At 52.8% G+C, this 13,749-nt stretch carries 14 protein-coding genes; 13 read left to right on the top strand and 1 reads right to left on the bottom strand.

Annotated features, from left to right (window positions below):
• Window positions 1-40 precede the first annotated feature (40 nt).
• The 6 genes from KOR42_RS18015 (at window position 41) to KOR42_RS17990 (ending at window position 5,872) form a co-directional block, all read left to right on the top strand.
• Window positions 41-904, top strand: a complete 864-nt coding sequence (locus KOR42_RS18015) for a hypothetical protein (protein ID WP_146511241.1) — start codon at window positions 41-43, stop codon at window positions 902-904.
• Window positions 905-1,078: 174 nt separating this feature from the next.
• Window positions 1,079-1,531 carry a SufE family protein gene (locus KOR42_RS18010; RefSeq protein WP_197441318.1) on the top strand — a complete coding sequence of 151 codons (453 nt, stop codon included), beginning with the start codon at window positions 1,079-1,081 and terminating at the stop codon, window positions 1,529-1,531.
• Window positions 1,532-1,540: 9 nt separating this feature from the next.
• Window positions 1,541-2,782, top strand: a complete 1,242-nt coding sequence (locus tag KOR42_RS18005; protein ID WP_146511240.1) for an aminotransferase class V-fold PLP-dependent enzyme — start codon at window positions 1,541-1,543, stop codon at window positions 2,780-2,782.
• Between the two features lie 180 nt (window positions 2,783-2,962).
• Entirely contained in the window at window positions 2,963-4,159 is a 1,197-nt protein-coding gene (gene metX / locus KOR42_RS18000; protein ID WP_146511239.1) for a homoserine O-acetyltransferase MetX, read from the top strand.
• A gap of 23 nt (window positions 4,160-4,182) precedes the next feature.
• Window positions 4,183-4,836, top strand: a complete 654-nt coding sequence (gene metW, locus KOR42_RS17995) for a methionine biosynthesis protein MetW (protein ID WP_146511238.1) — start codon at window positions 4,183-4,185, stop codon at window positions 4,834-4,836.
• Window positions 4,837-5,029: 193 nt separating this feature from the next.
• Window positions 5,030-5,872, top strand: coding sequence for a hypothetical protein (locus KOR42_RS17990; protein ID WP_146511237.1), 843 nt, complete (start codon window positions 5,030-5,032; stop codon window positions 5,870-5,872).
• Window positions 5,873-5,967: 95 nt separating this feature from the next.
• Here KOR42_RS17990 and KOR42_RS27435 read toward each other — a convergent pair whose 3' ends face one another.
• On the bottom strand, window positions 5,968-6,468 hold the full coding sequence (locus KOR42_RS27435; protein ID WP_231740990.1) for a hypothetical protein: 501 nt from the start codon (window positions 6,466-6,468) through the stop codon (window positions 5,968-5,970).
• A gap of 217 nt (window positions 6,469-6,685) precedes the next feature.
• Between KOR42_RS27435 and KOR42_RS17980 the strand changes: the two genes are divergently transcribed.
• The 7 genes from KOR42_RS17980 to KOR42_RS17950 all read left to right on the top strand — a co-directional run bounded on the left by KOR42_RS17980 (window position 6,686) and on the right by KOR42_RS17950 (window position 13,574).
• On the top strand, window positions 6,686-7,300 hold the full coding sequence (locus KOR42_RS17980) for an A24 family peptidase (protein WP_197441317.1): 615 nt from the start codon (window positions 6,686-6,688) through the stop codon (window positions 7,298-7,300).
• 56 nt (window positions 7,301-7,356) lie between these two features.
• Window positions 7,357-7,719, top strand: coding sequence for a TadE family protein (locus KOR42_RS17975; protein WP_231740989.1), 363 nt, complete (start codon window positions 7,357-7,359; stop codon window positions 7,717-7,719).
• 3 nt (window positions 7,720-7,722) lie between these two features.
• A complete protein-coding gene (gene cpaB / locus KOR42_RS17970) occupies window positions 7,723-8,715 on the top strand; it encodes a Flp pilus assembly protein CpaB (RefSeq protein WP_231740988.1) in 993 nt (330 codons plus the stop codon).
• A gap of 173 nt (window positions 8,716-8,888) precedes the next feature.
• Window positions 8,889-10,163: a hypothetical protein gene (locus KOR42_RS17965; protein ID WP_146511233.1), complete on the top strand. Its 1,275-nt coding sequence runs from the start codon at window positions 8,889-8,891 to the stop codon at window positions 10,161-10,163.
• Window positions 10,164-10,189: 26 nt separating this feature from the next.
• A complete protein-coding gene (locus KOR42_RS17960) occupies window positions 10,190-11,512 on the top strand; it encodes a CpaF family protein (protein WP_146511232.1) in 1,323 nt (440 codons plus the stop codon).
• A gap of 58 nt (window positions 11,513-11,570) precedes the next feature.
• Window positions 11,571-12,419 carry a type II secretion system F family protein gene (locus KOR42_RS17955; protein ID WP_146511231.1) on the top strand — a complete coding sequence of 283 codons (849 nt, stop codon included), beginning with the start codon at window positions 11,571-11,573 and terminating at the stop codon, window positions 12,417-12,419.
• 18 nt (window positions 12,420-12,437) lie between these two features.
• Window positions 12,438-13,574, top strand: a complete 1,137-nt coding sequence (locus tag KOR42_RS17950; RefSeq protein ID WP_146511230.1) for a type II secretion system F family protein — start codon at window positions 12,438-12,440, stop codon at window positions 13,572-13,574.
• The last annotated feature ends 175 nt before the right edge of the window (window positions 13,575-13,749 follow it).

The raw sequence follows: 13,749 nt of genomic DNA, 5'->3' as shown, positions 1-13,749 counted from the left end.
CAACTGAAGTGGCGGGATTGGATTTCTCGGAGAAGGCGTTATGGCTCAGAATGTGTTGAGCAAAGAAGAGTACATCGAACAAGCCTACTTCTTCCGAGTCTATCGAGAACGGCTTGAGAACAACACGCCCTCTCAAGAGATCCTCGCCGGTCTCAAAGACGAAGTTCTGACGACGACCAAACTCCCGCTGGCGATTGACTTTCTGATCGGAGAGATTCAGCTGAACGGGCGGCTCAGCGATGGAATGGCTCGTCTGAAACACTACTTCCTGCCGTTTCAAACGTATATCATTCAGATGGCCGAAGATGACCATTCGAAGTTTGACTTCCGGGTCGCTTTGAAAATTCTGGAACGTGAGGCGGAGTTTCGAAGTTCTGAGGAGATGTGCGAGGCATCGCTGTTTGTTTATCAATTCGAGTGTCTTGCACGGAACAGACTCGGTTACGATCACGGCATCCTCGCGATTTCAGAAGATCCTGCGTATTCCGATGAGTGGCAACAATGGATTCGGAAGATCCGTTTCGAATTGGGGACGGTCGATTTCGCTGATCTTGTGTATCTCCGGTCTGATCAGCATGTCGAAGATGTGCGTCGGCGGACGAACAATCCGGAGTATCAGCACTCCTTTCCGACACTGTTCGACCGGGACACTGGTCGCATTGCGCGTGCAAATTTGAACAAAGATCCGCTGTACATGTTTGCGGCTCTTCAACGTCAGCTGGGCTACCCAGAGGTTCCGAAATTGAGGCCGGCGGAACAATCGCAGATGCTTCATCCGAAGCTCGAAGCCCGGCTTCAACGGTTAGAAGCCAGAGTGGCTCTTCTTGAACAGGAAGAGAAAGGCGGGATCGATCTGTCTGAGTTTTACGAAAAGGGCGGACAATTTACAGACGACCCCATGTAGCTGACAGGCAATCCGATATCGCTGGACGTATTTGAAACCGTTGAAATGTCGGTTTCAATCAGTGACTTTTCGAACGGGGCAAAGCGATCGCCCCTTGGACCGAAGTTCTCAGGGACTTAGAATCCTGAGGAATCAAAGATTACAAGAAGCTCCGAGCAAAGAGGTGAAGACGGTATGTCTTCTGCATCGTTGATGACGCTTAACGAACTCATTGAGGAATTTGAATTCCTCGGGGATTGGGAAGCGCGCTGTGACTTTCTGATTGATCTGGGGTTCGAATTGCCGAAGCTTCCCGAAGATCAGAAAATTGAAAAAAATCGCGTCCATGGGTGCCAGAGCAATGTCTGGTTAGTTGCGAGCATGGTCGATGCCTCTCAACCCGGATCAGAAGGATCCGAGCGAGTTGTCGAACTTCTTGCAAACAGTGACGCAATGATTGTGAATGGACTCATTGCGGTTTTGATGGCCATTTATAATCACAAAACCCCGAAAGCGATTCTGGCGACCGACGTCGAAGAGATCTTCAAGAAACTCGAACTGGACCGACATCTCAGTCCGGCGCGAAAGAACGGTCTGTTCGGGATGGTCAAAAAAGTCCGGCAGATCGTTGTCGAAGAAGCAGCTTAAGGAATACTCATGGCCACCCAGCAAGTCGCTCTTTGCGGAGTTCGAGATCAGTTTCCTGTCTTTGGACAAACTCTTCCCAACGGACAACCGGTCACCTTCCTCGACACAGCTGCCTCTGCCCAAAAACCGAACTGTGTTATTGAAGCTGAGGAGAGAGTTCAGAGAAGTCATTACGCAAACGCTTATCGCGGCGTGTATGAATTCGGTGCTCAGATCGACGAAGAACTGGAAGCGACACGCGAAGCGATCGAGAAACTGATCGGTGCGGAGGATGTGTCGGAAATCGCATTCACGGCAGGATCGACGATGTCGATCAACATGGTTGCCTTCGGGTGGGGAGGGCGGCACCTTCAAGAGGGCGATGAGATCGTTCTCAACGAAATGGAGCATCATGCCAATCTCGTTCCCTGGCAGCAGGTCGCTGAGAGAACCGGTGCGAAGATTGTTTACATCCCACTTACCGAAGATGGCCAACTCGACCTTTTGGCCTTCGATGAACTCGTTAATAGTCGAACTCGCGTTCTTTCTGTGACTGGGATGTCGAATATGCTCGGGACGATTAACCCGATTCGACGTCTTGCCGATCGAGTTCACGAGGCTGGCGGAATCGTTGTCGTCGACGGAGCGCAGAGCGTTCCCCATGCACCGGTCGATGTGCAGGCGGACGGAATCGATTTTCTCGTTTTCTCAGGGCACAAACTTTACGGACCAACCGGAGTCGGAGTGCTGTACGGTCGAAAAGATTTGCTTGAAGAAACGGACCCTCTCCTATTCGGCGGGCACATGATCGACCAGGTGACCAAATCGGGATCGACATGGGCCAGTGCTCCCGCAAAGTTCGAAGCGGGAACCTTACCGATCGTTCAAGCCATCGCATTGAAATCAGCGATCGATTTCGTCAACGAACTTGGATTCGAAGCGATTCACGAACAGGAATCACTCCTCACTCGTTATGCCATGGAAGCATTGAGTCAGGTTCCGGGTTTGAAGATCTACGGACCTCGATTGGAAGATCGAGGGGCGATTGTCAGCTTCACCATCGACGGAGCGCACCCGGAAGATCTGGCCCAGCTGTTGAATCGTAAAGGTGTCTTCGTTCGTCACGGTCATCATTGCACCATGCCGTTGCATGATTTGCTGAACGTCTCGTCGACAGTGCGAGCGAGTTTCGGGGTCTACAACACCACTGAAGATGTCGATCAACTCATTGCTGCCATTGAGTTCGCCCGACAACGGTTGCGGCTGGCGTAGATCATTTTCATTGATTCTCTGCACTCGGGTCGCCACGATTTAAGGAGTGGCTTTCGAGCGCAATTGAGGTGATTGGTCCTCTCACGAAAACATCCAGCTGAGCAAGCAACTCGATTTCCGTCGAGCAGAGGTCTATAATCCACGCTTCGCATAATTCTTGCTGTACAACTCTGGAATCAGATGTCGACAGAAACGGCCCAACCCGATGGTTCGGCGACTTCGTCTTCAAGCAATGTCGCCCGCCAGTTCGCCACAATCTTTTCACCGCCTCATCCACTTGTTCTGGAGAGCGGAGACCAGATTGGTCCCGTCACTGTGGCTTACCAAACATACGGAACCCTCTCGCCTGAAAAAGATAACGTCGTTTACATTTGCCATGCCCTCACCGGTGATGCACACGTCGCTGGCCGCCACTCTCCTGAAGAACGGAAGCCGGGCTGGTGGGACGGGTTTGTCGGACCGGGGAAGGCGATCGACACCGATCGATACTTCGTCATCTGTTCGAATATTCTCGGGGGATGTCAGGGAACAACCGGTCCCAGTTCGGAGTGTCCGGAGACCGGGAAACCATACGGGCCCGATTTTCCATTCATCACCATTCGAGACATGGTGAACGTCCACAACGGGCTCCTCGATCATCTTGGGATCGAGAAAGTGCTGGCGATTGTCGGGGGAAGCCTGGGCGGAATGCAGGTTCTCGAATGGGCGATCAATCATGCTGATCGCGTGGGAGCAGCTGTCATTCTCGCGTCGGGCGCGAAGTTGAATGCTCAGGGAATTGCGTTCAATGCAGTTGGACGCCGGGCGATTTACAGCGATCCGCTCTTTCATGATGGATGGTATTACGAGCAGTCAGAAAAGCCGCGTTTCGGGCTCGCACTGGCACGGATGATTGCACACATCACATATCTGTCGGAACAGTCCATCGAGCTGAAATTCGGTCGCAGGCTTCAAGACGGCGATGAGTTTCGATTCGATCTCCGTTCTGAAACTGAGTTTCAGATTGAGAGTTATCTTCACTATCAGGGAAAGCGGTTCGTCGAGCGATTTGATGCCAACAGCTATCTCGTTCTGACACGAGCGATGGACTACTTCGATCTGGCGGAGAAATACGGATCGATTTATCAGGCCTTCGAAAAGACCAAGTGCCGGTTCTTAGTCGTCTCTTATACGACTGACTGGTTGTTCCCGACATCGCAGAGCAAGGAACTTGTTCGCGCGCTTGTTCAGGCTCGACGTCATGTGACGTTTCGCGAGTTGGAAAGCCCCTACGGGCACGATGCATTTTTGATCGATCGTGAGCTTCCGAAACTTGGGTCGCTTGTGAGTCCGTTTCTGGCCCGTACACATCAGGACATTGCTGAGGGGACTTTCTAGCGATGTGTGCGAAAAGAATTTACATGCCCGATCCCCGAGCGGCAGTGACGAACGATCTCATCATTCGAAAGATTGTTGAGGGAAGTCGGGTCATCGACCTCGGATGTGGCGATGCCAGCTTGATCAAACGTTTGCGTGATGAGCACTCGTGCGATGTTCTGGGAGTGGAACGGGACGAGGAACTCTTTATTCGAGGCATCGAGTCGGGAGTTCCGATGCTTCAGGCGGATATGAATCAGGGGCTGGATGAACTCCCCGCCCAGAGTTTTGATTTCGCGATTCTCAGTCAGACACTTCAGCAGATTGACCGGCCGCTCGATCTGCTCAACGAGATCTTTCGAATTGCGCGGCGTGCTTTGGTGGTTGTGCCGAACTTTGCGCACTGGAAAGTTCGATTGCAAATTCTTCTGAGAGGTCGGGCTCCGGTGACGAGTCATTTGCCGTACGAGTGGTATGAGTCGCCGAATGTTCACTTTCTTTCGATGGTGGACTTTCGTGAGTTGGCCAACGAAGGCAACTTCAAGATTGTGCGGGAGTTGCCGATTATCGGAAGCCGGGCTGTCAAGCGGGCTTCGTTCGCAAACTGGCGCGCGCACAGTGCTCTCTATGTTCTGGAACGCAACTCGACAGACGATTCGCAGAAGGCAACTGAGAGTCAACAACTCGTCACCGCATAAGACCTTTTCACTCTTCGTGTGTGCGTCGGATGTTGTTTCTTTCGGTAATTGCCGCGATTTAAGTTCTGATCTCACGTCATTTCCGGGTTAGACTGAAGTGCCTCTTTTTGAGGTTGTCTGGTTTTTGGCGAGCACGAAATCGTTGCTGTCAAACCGGTTGTTGATCTCGATTCGTGAGAGAAGAAGGCAACTCATGCGAAGCTTTCAAGTTCTCAATCTTGTGGCCCTTGTCCCGTTGATGGGCGTTGTGTTGTTCGTCGGAGTCGTTTTCGCTGAGGACGAAACCGTTGAAGGATGGGTTCCTCCGGATGATCCGAAGCCGCAGCAGATCCTGCAGGAAGCTCGCGATGATTTTGGAGCGGGGCGCTACCCAGAGGCTCTCGCGAAACATGTCTGGTTTCATCGCCATGTTTTGGAATACGTCCCGTCGCTCCGTGGAGTTCGGTTGTCGTTTGCTTTGTCATACTGGGCGGAATTGGCCAAAGAATTTCCACCGGCACTCGAAGCGTTGAAGGCAGAACGTGATCAAGTTGCGGAACGGGTTGTTTCGGGGCAGAAATCGTTCAGTGCGTTTCAGGAACTTGCCGCACTGAACAACTCGCTCGTCTCTCCGGACGAAACGGTGAAGGTCTTTCAGCGGCTCCACTTTAAGAATCCGGAATTCGCGAGCGAGGTTTTTTCAGTCGCCAAACCCTATCTGATTGCCAACAAGCAATTTCCGCTTCTGGTGCATTATCTGCCGCCCGATGAGGAGTCGCTTCGGATTGAGAACACCTATCGAACCGGGATGGCTCGTGCGGAGAAGCGGGAGGAGACCCAAAGCAAAGCACTTCTCAAGCAGTTCTATCGGAAGGCAATGACGAGCGACGCAGCCTTGCTTGTGGCGGTCCTCAAACTGAGCAATCAGACTGAGCAAGCGGAATTGATCGCGGAACGATTTCTCTCACTCTCCGATGCACCGGAGCATCAGACAGCCATCACTTCTGCGTTGGATGGAGAATTTCCGGAACCGTTTCCTGCGGTCAACTCTGAGTAAGGCAGCTCCCGACCTTCTGCGCCCATCGTGGCTTTTTGACGAGTCTGTTCACTTGTGCTGGCTCAGCAGATTGCTGTGCTATTTAGAAGATAGACTCATGCCACCTGATCGATTTGGCTCACGTCGAGACGGTTGCTCAGCTTGACCTTCAGGTAGCGTTCGCCGACTGCGTTGTAGAAGTAGACGACGTTCTGATCGGCTGCCCAGATGGCGCTCAATCGCAAGCTGCGAGGCCCTCGCAGGATGTATTCGACTCCGCAGACCGAACCTTTGGAACGTAGCGGTTTGATTCGTGTTTGAAACTGATTGCTGAGAAGATTTTCTGATTCGCAAAGAGTTTCGTGAACAAATCCATGAAGCTCTGAGAAGTCGCTCAAGTTGCGATCAAGTTCCTGCATCGTCTCCGCCTGAGTCGAGAGTAATCGGACATCCTTGTCGGGAAGAATCATCGACTCAGGTGCTTGTCGAAGTTTGGTCAGAATGCTGGGGGTCGGACAATCCGACAACTCCTCGATAATCCGATTGATCGTTAAATCTTTACTTTTCGGAATTCTCTCTCGTCGGCAGACGGGGATTCTCCAGTTGCCTGTTTCCATTCCTTCCAACGCGAACAGGTTCGCTCAATTTTCGCGGCCCCGGCAACTGGCGGATGTGGGATTGTTCGGATGAGAGCGATTGGTGGAGTCGTTACGACAAGGGAAAGACGTGAAGTTTCGGCAACATCGGCGCCCCGTTGCGGAAACATGTCGTAGGGTTGCATCGTGGATGATTGTGAGAACGGATTCGTTCTCGATGAAAACCCGGATATGCAATATGCCCCTCATGATCTTGATTTTGATTCTCGCCGTCAGCCTGTTTACCGCAGCGACCATCGCATGGGATGTTCGGTTCAAGAAGATTCCGAATCAACTGACGATTCCGATGTTCTTCGCTGGCTGGGTTTATCAGTTGGTGATGTCAGCACTCTACGGCTGGCACCATCTCGGGTCCGCTGCGCTCGGCTTTCTGCTGGGATTCGGGATTCTCTTCGTCCTCTGGTTTGTCGGAGGCGGTGGAGGAGGTGACGTGAAACTCATCGGGGCGTTGAGTGTCTGGCTTGGGTTTCAGATGACGCTTTACGTCCTGATTCTCAGTACGTTGATTGTGTTGATCAGTACCGTCGGCGTTGTGCTCTGGAGTTTGATTGCTCGCGGAGTTCGTTCGACGAAAGGTCAATATCTGGGAACGGGAAAGAATCAGGCTGCGGACGCTCCAAAGTTGGAAACGGCATCGGACAAGGTGAGTCGTCGGGTGATGACATTTGCCGGTCCGGTGGGGATTGCAACGTGGGTGGTGCTGTTCTGGTTTTATCCGCAGCTGACCACACAACTTTCCGCCGAGGAAGCTCCTGATCCATCGACTGCGGTCTCGCCGGAGGTTTCCGAATGAGGTCGAGACGTTCTTGCAGATTTGGTGAACCGCGACGTGTTCAAAGATCCGGCAGCTTGAGCCTCGAACTCACGCTGGTTCTTCCAATTTTGCTCGTGATGCTCTTCGGTTTGTTTGAGTTTGCATTGTTGTTCAATGCGCGGATCGAACTGGACCGGGCTACACGCGCTGGGGCTCGGATTGCAATGATGCAGGGAGTTGATGCGTCCATTGTTGAACGAGAAGTGAAGGAGTCGCTGAGGCCAAAATTTGCTGAAGCGGTCTCGATTGGGGTGCGACTGGGAGAGTTTTCGGGGGACGAAGTGATCGTTGAAGCTGGGCTTCCGATGACGATGGCGAGCCCGAACCTGCTGTGGCCGATTGGTTACAACCTCGTCGGACAGGAGATCGTGACTGTGGTGCGAGTCCGCAAGGAATAGTGGTTGACGACTGTTATTGCGCCGGGGCGATTCGCCTGTGGTCGCTTGGGAGAGAGAATCGTGAAACGTATTTCACCAGCATTTTTAACGATGGCAATGCTAGGAGTCGTTGGTCTTCTGGTGAGCATGTACTTCGCCAAACACATGTTTGCGAAGGAAGAGTTCGTCATTGAAGATCCGATCATTGAGATTCCAATGGCGTTGACCGATCTGGCTCCTGGAACGCTGATCACAGAGATGCATCTCGGAATCGGTCGGGCGCGGGAGTCTTCGTTGACTCCGGAAACGGTGATCAAAGATCGCGTTCTGTTGGGACGCATCGTGAAGGAAACTATTCCGGCCGCTGAGCCGATTCAGACGAATGCTCTTTATCCGCCGAACGAAGGTCCGCCTCTCAACGTTGAAGAGGGAATGCGGGCAGTGACTGTTCGCGTCGAGGGTGCCGATCTGGGAACCGTTCGACTTCTGCAACCGGGCGAGTACGTTGACGTTCTCTTCACTCCCGAAGATGTGCCCGAACTGGAATCGACGGGTGGATTGATCATGACTCTCTTTCGCGGCGTGAAAGTCCTCGCTCTGGATGGACTGCAGCGAGGAGGCAATCATACTTCGAGTCGGGGAAGCGATGTCACGCTTGAGCTAACTCCATCACAAGCAAATGTCGTGTTGCTGACTCAGGACAAGGGTGTCTTGAACTTGACTTTCAATCCGGACGGAAAAGGGGATGGAGTCATTGCTGTCAGCGACGAAAATCGTGCAACGTTGAATCAGATTTTGGGGCTGCAGGAACCGGAACCACCAGAAGAAGCTGACAAGGAAACCGCGTTCGTGACCGAATCGTTCTCGGGGGCGAATCGACGGATGTCGTCATTCGTCGGAGGACGTCGAACGGATCAGTATGTCATTGAGCAGTACGACTACAACGACGTCAACGGTCAGGGCTCGGGTGGCCCGATAGCGGACCCTGCAGGCTCCGTCAATTCCATGGAGAACTAGAGCAAGTTGCTCTTACCTGTGCACTCGCTTGAACGTTTTCATTCGGTAAAAGGCTGAGTTTGCTCGTGCGAGAGAGTGCACACCCAAACAGAAAATGCACTCTCGTATGTTTCGAAAGAGCCTTCACGAATTGGAACGGGAGAAGATTCGAGAGAGTCATTCAAGATTAAATCATGCGACACGACCGAACTCAACAATTGACACATCCACGACGCGGAAGCTTGATTCCGGCCGTCGCTGTGGCAATCGTCGTGTTTGGAGGAGCGATGGCATTGGTGCTCAATCGCTTCTGGATCTCGATCGGTCAGGAAGAACTTGAAACAGTCGTTCAAACGGCAGCTCTGTCAGCTGCGGTTCAATTGGCGAGTGTTGATCTGCTGCGAGACAGATTCGATGATCGTGGGCACGTCGAGCGCTTGAACGAAATTCGTGAGAGTGTCGACGAGCTGGTTTCAGCCAATCGTGTTTTGGGAAAGAGACCGGTGATCCCGAGTGCCTCCGGGATTGAATTTGGTCGAATCGTTTCCAGCCCCTTAACCGGGCAGGTTCATTTCCTGCAGACGAATTCGTTTCCCACGACTGTTCTTGTGACAGGCGTGTGTCGAGAAGCGGACAGGAATTCGGTTCCGCTATTGATGCCGTTTCTGACAGGACGTGCGGCGGCGGACTTATCTGAACAAGCGGAAGCATCGATTCGGAACGACATCGTCGGATTGCGGCCGTTTGTCGATGTCGGAGTTCCAATGTGGCCGATCGGCGTGCTCAACACCGACGCTGTCGAGCAAGTCTTTTCACTGGACACATCGCTTTCGAATCGTCTCTTTCCGGACGATTACACATGGGATCCGGTTGCGAAACGTGTCTTGAATGGACCGGACGGGCTTCCTGAGATCGTTGTGGAATTTCATTCCGATCCGGCATTTGCCACGGGATGCGTGATCGATCTTGGCAATCGACTCGAATCAGCAACGGTTCAACTTCAGATCGAATACGGGATCACAGCGAGTCAACTCGAAGACTTCGGCGGATGGATCGACTTCAGTCAACTTCCGATGTCGAAGGGTTGTGGTTGGATCATCGATGAAGGTGTGTTCGATCAATTGGGAACACGAATCGGTCAAGCTCGTATCATCGGGCTTTGTTCGGTGATTGCGAAACAATCTGAGGGATCTTTGCAGTCAGAGTCATCCCTTCAATCTGAATCATCTTTTGTGAGCGATGAGGTTGGCACTGTTGAATTAGAGCGATTGATCGGTGCGCGGTTGATGTCCGTTGAGCAGACTTCAACGTCGACCATTGCTGTTTTTCAAGAGGCTGTTGTCTGCACGCGGACTGCTGTTCCTTCCGGATTGAGTCCCGGGATGGTGTCAGAGAACTTCGGGCTGCATCCGTACATTTATCGCGTTGAACTGACGCGGGCTGCCGATGATGTCGGTTTGTCGTATTGAAAATTGTGTTGTCCTGGGAAACGTCCATGATTGCTGTCCACGAACAATTGAACAGGCCTGAAGTTGAATTTCAGGAACGCAAGCGAGCACTTCACCGGCAGGTTGTTGACGCCATTGATCTGTCCAAAGCGGGGGAACTCGGGGAAGCGGAGTTTCGTTCTCAACTGAGCGCGCTTGCAAGTTATCTGTGTCGTCGGAACGAGGCTGGGCTTTCTGAAGATGAACAAGCGGTCATGGTGCGTGAGATCCTCGATGAGATCTACGGCTTCGGACCACTACAGAGTTTGATGGATGATCCCAGCGTGAGCGACGTGCTTGTGAATGGCGCGAATTCGGTGTTCGTCGAACGGAATGGAGTTCTCAAACGAACGTCTGTGGAGTTCGCCAACGACGAGCATTTGCTTTCGTTCATCCAGCGATTAGTGGGGCAGGCAGGACGCCGGATTGATGAAGTCTCACCGATGGTCGATGCGAAGCTGGCTGATGGATCGCGGCTGCATGCTGTTATGCCGCCGCTTGCGCTACGAGGTCCAACGCTGTCGATTCGTCGCTTTAAGAAGGACATCGTTCAGATTGAAGACATGGTCGATATGGGAACACTGGCTCCCGAGATGGCCGAATTTTTCATTGCGGCGGTGAAAGCACGGGCGAACATTCTTCTTTCCGGTGGAACAGGGGCCGGAAAGACCACGATGCTCAACAACCTGAGTCGGTTCATTCCGCCGACTGAGCGAGTGATTACCATCGAAGAAACGGCCGAACTGCAATTGCAGCAGGATGACGTGGTCGGGCTGGAAACGCGGATGGCGAACATCGAAGGTCGCGGAATTGTGACTCCCCGGGAACTGTTGCGGAATTCTCTTCGGATGCGTCCGGATCGCATCATCGTGGGGGAAGCCCGAGGTGGTGAAGTCCTCGACATGCTGCAAGCGATGAACACCGGGCACGATGGTTCGATGAGCACGATTCACGCCAACGATACCAACGACGCGCTCGCAAGACTGGAATTGATGATTGCATTGTCGGGCGTCGAACTCCCGAACTCCGTCAGTCGACAATACATCGCTTCTGCGATTCAATTGTTTGTGCACATTACTCGACTCAGTTCCGGTGAGAGAAAAGTTGTGCAGGTGTCGGAACTCGTGGGAGTGAAAGATGGCGAGTTTGTTCTCGAAGACATCTTCGTCTATCGCTCGACCGGAAAATCCGAGAATGGCAAATCGAGTGGAGAGTTCTTCGCGACAGGGTACCGGCCGAAGCTTATCGGGCGAATGACGGCAGCTGGCGTTGAAACGGAACGTGCGTGGTTCACCGCACGACAACTGCGAATGCCTGGAACCGCGGATTGAACTGGCGATCGGACAATTGAGGAGTTAATCCCCAAGAGCACGACTGAGAGAACCTGTGATGACGACGACAACACTCACATCAACGAGCGATTTTTCCGCGATCCTGAAATCACATGATGAGTTCGGTGTCGAAGATGATTCGTCGTTGAGCAACGGAATGAATCGGCACTTTGACGATCTGGTGATTCAATCCGGGATCGGGCTTTCTCCGCCCATGGTGCTCGCTCTGGTGTTCTGTTCGGCGGTGACACTCTCCGGAATTATGTTCGTCGTCCATGAGAATCTGTTGACGACGACAGTGGCTGCTGTGATCGGTTGCGTTTTGTCGGTCATGGTTTTGTTCTTCATGAGATCACGACGTCAGAAGACTCTGTCTGAACAGCTACCGGAAATGATTGAAGAACTCGCCCGGGCTGCGAAAGCCGGGAGGAGCCTGGAGCAGGCGTTGATCTGGGTCTCGCAGCAAGTTCCTGCTCCACTCGGGAGTGAATTAAAGCTTTGCACTCGCAAGCTTGTACTGGGGCTGGATCTGCAAATCGCGTTCGACGAACTTCCGCATCGGACAGGTCTGGTTGCTACGAGGATTCTGACGACCGTGCTCACCGTGCATCAGCAGACTGGCGGAGACCTTGTCAGTGTTCTCGACCGGTTGGCACATTCACTTCGCGATCGTGCTCAATTTCTCGGACGCTTGAAGGCGGCCACTTCGGCCAGTCGGGCAACGGCCATTCTCATGCTGATTTTGCCCCCGGCGATCGTTCTATTCTTCCTGTTTCGGGACAACGAATACCTGGCCAATCTCTTCGCTTCCGAGTGGGGGCGGCGAATTACAATTGCTGCGGTTGTGCTGGATCTGATCGGAGCTTTGTGGGTGTTCCGAATTCTGAAGACCAGTCAACGAGTTTAGCGCAGAAGAGAAAGTTCGATGAAGCGGGCTGCTCCGAGTGTTTCGGTCATGCTTCGTGAAGTCGTTTCCGCGAGCAATTGGACAAGAGCAACAGGCTCTCAAACACGTTTCGTGACATCGAGTGAAATCATGGAAAACTTCGATCAACAGATCTTCTATCTCGTGAGTGTCGCGGTCATCTTCGTCGTGTATGGGACAGTCAAACTGGTTCAATGGAGGCGAAGACGGACGTCAGAGAAATCGGCGGAACGGGATGCTGCGAAACTGAATGTGACGCAACAGAAAGATGAACCGGCCGGGCAGGACGATGAACCTGAATGGATGGAAACAGGGCCGCATGACGAAAGCGATTTTCTTTTCGGACGATTGACTCCGCTTCTCGCGGCGATGATGCCGGTTTCAATAGAGAAGCGAGAACGACTCACGCGTTCGCTTCGGAATGCGGGTTACTATTCTCCTCATGCCTGGCAGAATTTTGGGGCTGTCTGGTATCTCATCCTGTTGCTGCCGATCTTCGGTTGCGGAGCTTTACTGGCCATCGTTCCGGAAGAACTTGAGGCAACCGTTCTTGTGGTCATGATCATTGGAACCGCGTTGGCGTGGGCATTGCCGAGCCTCTGGATTCAGAACCGCGCGCGCGATCGTTTGCGACAGATTTCGACCGGAATGCCCGACATGCTCGATCTGTTGAACATGTGCGTTTCGCAAGGAATGACGGTGACCGGTTCTTTTCACCGAGTCGGTCGAGACTTGAAGTCGGTCTATCCTGCTTTGGCCAAGGAGATGGAAATCGTTTCCGAACAGGCGCGGATCGGGATGCTGTCTCAAGCTCTGACGAACTTTGCACATCGCGTCGATTTACCGGAAGTGCTTTCGTTCTCGAATCTTCTCACTCAAACGGAAAAACTGGGGACGAGCGTTTCTCAGGCACTGGCTGACTATTCAGAGGGAATGCGTCAAACCCTGCGTCAGCGAGCAGATGAAAAGGCCAACTCCGCAGCCTTCAAGTTGTTGTTCCCGACAGTGTTGTGTTTGATGCCGGCGGTCTATCTCTTTCTGTTGGGGCCTTCTGTCGTCGAACTGGGGCAGTTCTTCGACCGGGGAGCGACGGATGCCCTGAGGACAGAAATTCCAAGCCGATTCATTGAACAATAGTGCGTATCCCGCGCGATCTCATGCGGACGGCTCGTTCGGTCGCTTTAACAGCCCGTTGAACATTGCGGACTTCTGAGTAGCAGTCTGAGTTTTGGTTGGTTGCCATTGAGTGAGGTCGTGCTTGTTTTGAAGTGCCGGAAGTTGCTTTCGATGGCTCGGGAGAGACTTTGAACAG

It is taken from the genome of Thalassoglobus neptunius, assembly GCF_007859735.1.
In the GTDB taxonomy this organism is placed as follows: Bacteria; Planctomycetota; Planctomycetia; order Planctomycetales; family Planctomycetaceae; genus Thalassoglobus; species Thalassoglobus neptunius.
The sequence above is the reverse complement of the archived record's forward strand: the minus strand, read 5'-3'. Positions and strand labels throughout refer to the sequence as shown.

Coding starts and splice junctions, on each gene's coding strand:
- KOR42_RS17980 (WP_197441317.1), top strand. CDS start 6,686: ATGCCCCTCATGATCTTGATTTTGATTCTCGCCGTCAGCCTGTTTACC.
- KOR42_RS18010 (WP_197441318.1), top strand. CDS start 1,079: ATGTCTTCTGCATCGTTGATGACGCTTAACGAACTCATTGAGGAATTT.
- KOR42_RS17960 (WP_146511232.1), top strand. CDS start 10,190: ATGATTGCTGTCCACGAACAATTGAACAGGCCTGAAGTTGAATTTCAG.
- metX (WP_146511239.1), top strand. CDS start 2,963: ATGTCGACAGAAACGGCCCAACCCGATGGTTCGGCGACTTCGTCTTCA.
- KOR42_RS17950 (WP_146511230.1), top strand. CDS start 12,438: ATGAAGCGGGCTGCTCCGAGTGTTTCGGTCATGCTTCGTGAAGTCGTT.
- KOR42_RS27435 (WP_231740990.1), bottom strand. CDS start 6,468: ATGGAAACAGGCAACTGGAGAATCCCCGTCTGCCGACGAGAGAGAATT.
- KOR42_RS17965 (WP_146511233.1), top strand. CDS start 8,889: ATGCGACACGACCGAACTCAACAATTGACACATCCACGACGCGGAAGC.
- metW (WP_146511238.1), top strand. CDS start 4,183: ATGCCCGATCCCCGAGCGGCAGTGACGAACGATCTCATCATTCGAAAG.
- KOR42_RS18015 (WP_146511241.1), top strand. CDS start 41: ATGGCTCAGAATGTGTTGAGCAAAGAAGAGTACATCGAACAAGCCTAC.
- KOR42_RS17990 (WP_146511237.1), top strand. CDS start 5,030: ATGCGAAGCTTTCAAGTTCTCAATCTTGTGGCCCTTGTCCCGTTGATG.
- KOR42_RS17955 (WP_146511231.1), top strand. CDS start 11,571: ATGACGACGACAACACTCACATCAACGAGCGATTTTTCCGCGATCCTG.
- KOR42_RS18005 (WP_146511240.1), top strand. CDS start 1,541: ATGGCCACCCAGCAAGTCGCTCTTTGCGGAGTTCGAGATCAGTTTCCT.